Genomic DNA, 6,009 nt, shown 5'->3' on the forward strand with positions numbered 1-6,009 from the left:
GGAAGCTTTTTGCGCCAACGGCGCGGGCCAAAGTCGCTGCAAAGCAACCCAGCCCACCACCGGTTTTAGGATAACTGCCGGTGTCGCAAAAACTCCCCACTGCTCAATGGGATGTTTTTGTAACCGGAAGGCTAATGACGGCGGAAAGCGTCCAGAACCAGAATCACAGCGCCGATGGAAATGGCACTGTCGGCAATATTGAAGTAAGGCCAATATAAAGAACCCCAGTGCGCCCCAATAAAGTCCACTACATAGCCAAGACGAATGCGATCAATCAGATTACCTACAGCACCGCCAAGAATGAGTGCAAGAGAAATGGCGGTCCAGGTGCTGCCGGGTTTGAGACGACGCAGGATGGCGACAATGACGACAACGACCAGCAGGGCAATACCAATGAGCAGCCAGCGCTGCCAACCGCCTGCACCTGCCAGAAAACTGAAAGCAGCCCCCGTATTATGAACGAGGCGAAAATTCAGGAGGCCGGGGATAACGACAATACCCTGTCCCACGCGCCAGATGTGACTCAGCCAGAGTTTGACGCCCTGATCTGCAAGGATGACGGCAAAAGACAGCCAAAGGTAACGTAACATCAGCAGAACTCCCGTTGTTCGCCTGGTAATTCAAGATTGCTTACACAACGACCACAAATTTCCGGATGTCCGGCATGCTGGCCGACATCATGACGGCGATGCCAGCACCGTGCACATTTGCTGGCCGTGCTCGTTTGTACCTGCAAAGCAACCCCGGGAACCAGTTCGGCGCTGTTTTCCGGTCGCCCGGAGTAGGCATGGATGCTGCAGGCGGAAGTCATCAAAAAATAGCGCAGTTCTTCTCCCAGAGGGTGCAGAAAAGCCTGCCAGTCATCGTTGGCATAAATCTGCAGTTCGGCATCCAGACCGGAGCCAATTTTTTTGTCCTGACGCAGCAGTTCCAGTGCCGCATTGACGGCATCCCGTAATTGGCTGAGACGCTCCCAGCGGGCATTGAGCAGGACTGAGTCCTCGGGTAGAGGGAGGTCCGGGTATTCACCAAAAAACACGCTGGGTGCCGGCCGATCCCGCATTTCCTGCCAGATTTCTTCTGCGGTAAAGCTCAGTATGGGTGCCATCCAGCGCACCATGGCTTCCAGCATCAGCCAGAGGACGGTTTGTGCGGAACGGCGGGCGTGAGAAGCGGCTGGAGAGGTGTAGAGACGATCCTTGAGTACGTCCAGATAAAGGCCGCCCAGATCAATGGAACAAAAATGATGGAGCTTTTGCTGGACCTTGAGAAATTGGTATTCAGCATAGGCCGCACGAATTTCTTCCTGCAGCAGTGCGGTGCGCGCCAGCATCCAGCGATCCATTTCCAGCAACTCTGCTGTGGGCAGTGCGTCTTTTGCGCAGTCAAAATCGTGGGTGTTGCCGAGAATGTAGCGGGCCGTGTTACGAATGCGCCGATAGCTATCCCCCAACTGCTTGACGATGGCATCGGAAATGGGAATTTCGCCCCGGTAATCTGCCGAAGCCACCCAGAGGCGCAGAATATCCGCACCATAACGGTCGATAATGCTTTGCGGGGCAATGACGTTACCCACTGACTTGCTCATTTTGCGGCCTTCACCATCCACCGTGAAGCCATGAGTCAAAACCGCCTTGAATGGTGCACGCCCCCGGCTCGCCACAGACTCCAGCAGGGAGGACTGAAACCAGCCACGATGTTGATCTGAGCCTTCCAGATACAGGTCGGCAGGACTGTGCAGTTCCGGACGCTGCTCCAGGACAAAGGCGTGGGTCGAGCCGGAATCAAACCAGACGTCAAGAATATCCGTACTCTTGTGGAAATGATCATGTCCACAGGCTGCACAATGGGCTCCTGCAGGCAGAAAATCCCCGGCAGGCTGGTTGAACCAGGCATCAACACCATTGGCTTCCACCGCCTGAGCAATCCGTTCGAAAGTTGCCGCATCGCGCAGCGGTTCACCACACTGGCCGCAGAAAAACAGGGCAATGGGTACGCCCCAGGCTCTTTGCCGGGAAATACACCAGTCCGGACGCTGACGGATCATGCCGGCAATGCGCTCCTGACCCCAGTCGGGAATCCAGCGCGTTGCTTCTATGGCAGAGAGAGCCTTGTCGCGGAGCTGGTTGGCAGACATGCTGATAAACCATTGCGGTGTCGCCCGAAACAGCAGGGGCGTCTTGTGTCGCCAGCAATGGGGATAGCTGTGGCGGATTTTTTCCAGATGCAGTAAGGCATCTTCCTCCTGCAGCAGTTCGATGATTCTTTCGTTGGCCTGACGAATATTCAGCCCGGCGAGACCACGGGGCATGTCATCACGCAAGCGGCCGTTATCCTGCAAGGGGCTTTCTACCGGCAGATGATAATGACGACTGGCCTCATAGTCCTCTACGCCATGCGCAGGCGCGGTGTGCACGCATCCGGTACCGGCTTCCAGGGTAACGTGTTGGCCGAGAATGACCGGAACCTGACGATCCAGAAAAGGATGCTGCAGAATCAGTCCTTCGAGTTGCGATCCGCTACATTCTGCCAGAATGGCAGGACCATTTTCCGAAGTTTCCCCATAACGGGCGAGGGTGCTTTCGGCCAGATCGGCAGCCACCAGAATATGGCGATGCCCGCTGCGCAGGAGCACATAAGCATAATCGGGATGTACGGCGACCGCCTGATTGGCTGGTAAAGTCCATGGGGTGGTAGTCCAGATGACAATACTGGTGGCGGCGGCCTCTTTCAGCCCCAGCCGCTGCTGCAGGTCAGCCGGATCGGCGACGGCAAAAGCCACATCAATGGAGGGATCCGTGCGATCCTGATATTCGACTTCCGCTTCGGCCAGTGCACTACCACAATCCACACACCAGTGGACGGGTTTGGCACCGCGTACTACCTGACCATTGACGGTCAAGCGACCAAGTTCCCGAAGAATATTGGCTTCTGCTGCGAAATGCATGGTCAGATAGGGATGCTGCCAGTCGCCGAGGATGCCGAGTCGTTCAAAATCCTGCTTTTGTCCAACAATCTGACTTTCCGCATAAGTCCGGCAAGCGTTGCGAAATTCCTGGGCACTGACTTTTTCTCCAGGGCGTCCCAGCTCCTTTTCTACCTGGATTTCAATGGGTAAGCCATGACAATCCCAGCCCGGCACATAGGGTACCCGGTAACCTTCACTCAATTTGCTTTTGTTGATGATGTCCTTGAGGATTTTATTGACCGCATGGCCTATGTGAATTTTGCCGTTAGCGTAGGGAGGGCCGTCATGCAGGATGAATGTCGGGGCATTGCTGCGCGCCGTCTGGATGGCGGCATATAAATCATGCTCCTGCCAGCGCGCCAGTGTTGCCGGTTCGCGTTCGGGGAGTTTGCCCTGCATGGGAAAGTCCGTTTGGGGAAGATTCAGTGTCAGCTTGTAGTCCATGAGTTTTGAAAATCCTAAGGGTGTTCGGCAAAAAAACGGCGGGTATTGATAATATCCCGGGCAATGGCTGCCTTGAGGGCATCGAGATCCGGGTACTTTTCTTCATGACGCAATTGCTGATGCAGTTCTACCTGAACGCGTTGTCCATAAAGATCAGGACTGTCTGCATCCAGGCAGTGTGCCTCCAGCACCATTTGCTTACCGCCGACGGTAGGTCGCAAGCCGATACTGATGGCGGCTATCCAGCTTCCCTGAGGGCTGTGCAGACGCCCGGCAAAAATGCCCTTGACCGGAACGGGGCGGCGATTCAGGGGAATGTTGGCGGTCGGGAAGCCCAGTTCCCGACCCAGATGATCACCGTGAACGATTTTGCCACAGAGGGAATAGGGTCTGCCCAGCCAGTGCCTGGCCTGGTCCAGGTTACCCGCCAGCAATGCCGCACGAATACCCGTGCTGCTGACACGTTGGCCGTCCAGACTGAAGGGGGGTTGCTCGTGTACGGTAAAACCATACTGGCGACCGAAGTGCTGCAGCATCTCCAGATCGCCCCGCCGCGCCGCCCCGAAACGAAAATCATGACCAACCACCAGAAAGCGGCACTGTAATTGCTGCACCAAAATGCGCGTAATGAAATCTTCAGCGGAAAGGCGGGCCAGAGCCTGATCAAAAGGCAGGCAGTAAATTTGATCCACATGGTAGTGACGCAGCACGCTGATCTTTTCACGAAGACTGCTCAGCCGGGGTGCGGCCTGGGATGCCAGAAAAAATTCCCGGGGCAGGGGTTCAAAGGTCAAAACGGCCGTCGGTAAATCACTTTGACGCAGGGACTGCAGCAAGGCCTGATGTCCTCTATGGACACCGTCAAAATTGCCGATGCTGACCGCCAGCGCTGAGCTGGCAGGACAATCGCTGCGTCGATGGAAAAAGCCTGGGAAATTCATGCGGGATTATTTGCGATCCGTTTCGCGGTAAAATGGCGACATACTAGCCTAAATTCATGGAGAACCCTAGATCATGGGTGTGCAGTCTGCCCACTCGGGTTGCTGTTCCCGGATGACCTCCTGCAAAGGGCGGCGTTGACCAAAGCCCTGTTCATGACCATGGTAGTAACCCAGCACAGGTTCCGGATGGCGCCAGCACAAATAACCGTCGCCCGTATCAAAATCCACCAGCCATAATCCCGAAACAACCACGCCCAGACGCTCCATTTTATTGATCCAGCGCTGCACAATTTCTTCGTAGTGGATTTCCTGTTGCTGTAAAATAGGGTGGTTTCCCATGTTGGCCCGCATCGACTCCAAAACCGGAGAGAGTTCATCAACAGCCTGGGCGGTAATGTTGCGGACCAAAGGAAAAATTTGCCGGGCTTCCAGCAGGGTGAACACCCGAATCTGACCCGGTCGCTGAATGGCAAATACCGAATCTCCATGTCCATGTAATCCGTCCGTTTCAGGCACGGTCAGTTCTCCTTCGGATGATGTCGCGCAACTCGTGGATGCCCAAAGCCCAGGTACCACCCAAATACAGAACGGCCGCTAAAAGCACCAGGCCGAGAATCCGCAGGAGTCTTTCCCACAAGGGCAGGGCCAGCCACAGTGCAGTACCACCGCGCAAGCTCAATAACACCAAGCCCATGATAATCGCCATGGCACCAGATTTCAGCAAGAAGGGCAGCCAGCCCGCCTGCATTTTATAAACACCATCTCGATGCAGGCGGCGCCAGAGCAGAATGGCATTCACCAGTGCCGCTGTGCTGGTGGCAATCGCCAAACCCAATTGTTGCAGGGGCCAGGCGAGAATCACGCTGATGACCATGTTGACTGCCACGCTGATCATGCCGAAACGGACGGGTGTTCGGGTATTCTGATGGGCGTAAAAAGCGGGGGCAAGGACACGTGCGGCAATGATGGGTAATATGCCAATACCATAACCCATCAGGCTCAGACTGCTCTGCCAGGCATCTTCGGCGCTATAGGCACCGTAGCGAAACAGGCTGATCAAAAGTGGCTGCGCCAGAACCAGCAGACCGACCGTCGCCGGAAGGCCGATCAGCCAGGTCAGGCGCAGCGCCCAGTCCAGGGTTTCGGGAAATTGCGCAGAACCTTCGGCCGCCTGCCTGGATAGCAGAGGTAATACCACGGTTCCCAAAGCGACCCCGAAAACGCCCAGAGGAAATTCCACCAGCCGGTCAGAGTAATAAAGATAGGAAACCACATTAGCCCCGACCAGAGAGGCCAGGATGGTATTCAGGAATAAATTGACTTGGGCGACCGATGCGCCGAAAGCGGCTGGCCCCATCAGGCGCAAGACCTTGGCGACTCCCGGATCACGGCGGCGCAGGCGCGGCCAGCGCAAATATCCCAGTTTTTTCAGGGCCGGAAACTGAAACAGAAGCTGCACCACGCCACCAATCAAAACACCCCAGGCTACGGCAATAACCGGTTGGGCAAGATGCGGTGCCCAGAATAATGCCGTGGCAATAATGCTGAGATTCAGGAAAACCGGCGTAAAAGCAGGCACCGTAAAATGACCGTGGGTATTGAGCACACCACCAGCCAGCGCCACCAGTGAGATCAGAAAGAGATAGGGAAAAGTAA

5 protein-coding genes are annotated in these 6,009 nt (G+C 55.6%); all 5 read right to left on the bottom strand.

Annotation, left to right across the window (positions count from 1 at the left end):
* Nucleotides 1-131 precede the first annotated feature (131 nt).
* Nucleotides 132-590 (bottom strand): signal peptidase II, encoded by a 459-nt coding sequence (lspA, locus tag AC2VLY_RS00580; RefSeq protein WP_193651018.1) that lies wholly within the window; start codon nt 588-590, stop codon nt 132-134.
* Nucleotides 590-3,412: an isoleucine--tRNA ligase gene (gene ileS / locus AC2VLY_RS00585; RefSeq protein ID WP_486921587.1), complete on the bottom strand. Its 2,823-nt coding sequence runs from the start codon at nt 3,410-3,412 to the stop codon at nt 590-592. The genes lspA and ileS overlap by 1 nt, the downstream gene beginning before the upstream one ends.
* Nucleotides 3,413-3,426: 14 nt before the next feature.
* Complete coding sequence (locus AC2VLY_RS00590; RefSeq protein ID WP_486892342.1) at nt 3,427-4,353, bottom strand: bifunctional riboflavin kinase/FAD synthetase; 927 nt, start codon at nt 4,351-4,353, stop codon at nt 3,427-3,429.
* Between the two features lie 66 nt (nt 4,354-4,419).
* The gene (locus tag AC2VLY_RS00595; protein ID WP_142086905.1) at nt 4,420-4,869 is read right to left on the bottom strand and encodes a DUF2203 family protein; all 450 of its coding nucleotides are present in this window, start codon (nt 4,867-4,869) and stop codon (nt 4,420-4,422) included.
* The coding region (gene murJ, locus AC2VLY_RS00600) for a murein biosynthesis integral membrane protein MurJ (RefSeq protein ID WP_486921588.1) at nt 4,862-6,009 on the bottom strand (1,148 nt) is incomplete at its 5' end. The genes murJ and AC2VLY_RS00595, both read right to left, overlap by 8 nt.

The sequence above is a fragment of the Acidithiobacillus sp. TH-A36 genome (genome assembly GCF_057473445.1).

What these genes read in the sequence shown, in the direction of transcription:
- lspA (WP_193651018.1), bottom strand. Translation starts at nt 590, where the DNA reads ATGTTACGTTACCTTTGGCTGTCTTTTGCCGTCATCCTTGCAGATCAG.
- ileS (WP_486921587.1), bottom strand. Translation starts at nt 3,412, where the DNA reads ATGGACTACAAGCTGACACTGAATCTTCCCCAAACGGACTTTCCCATG.
- AC2VLY_RS00590 (WP_486892342.1), bottom strand. Translation starts at nt 4,353, where the DNA reads ATGAATTTCCCAGGCTTTTTCCATCGACGCAGCGATTGTCCTGCCAGC.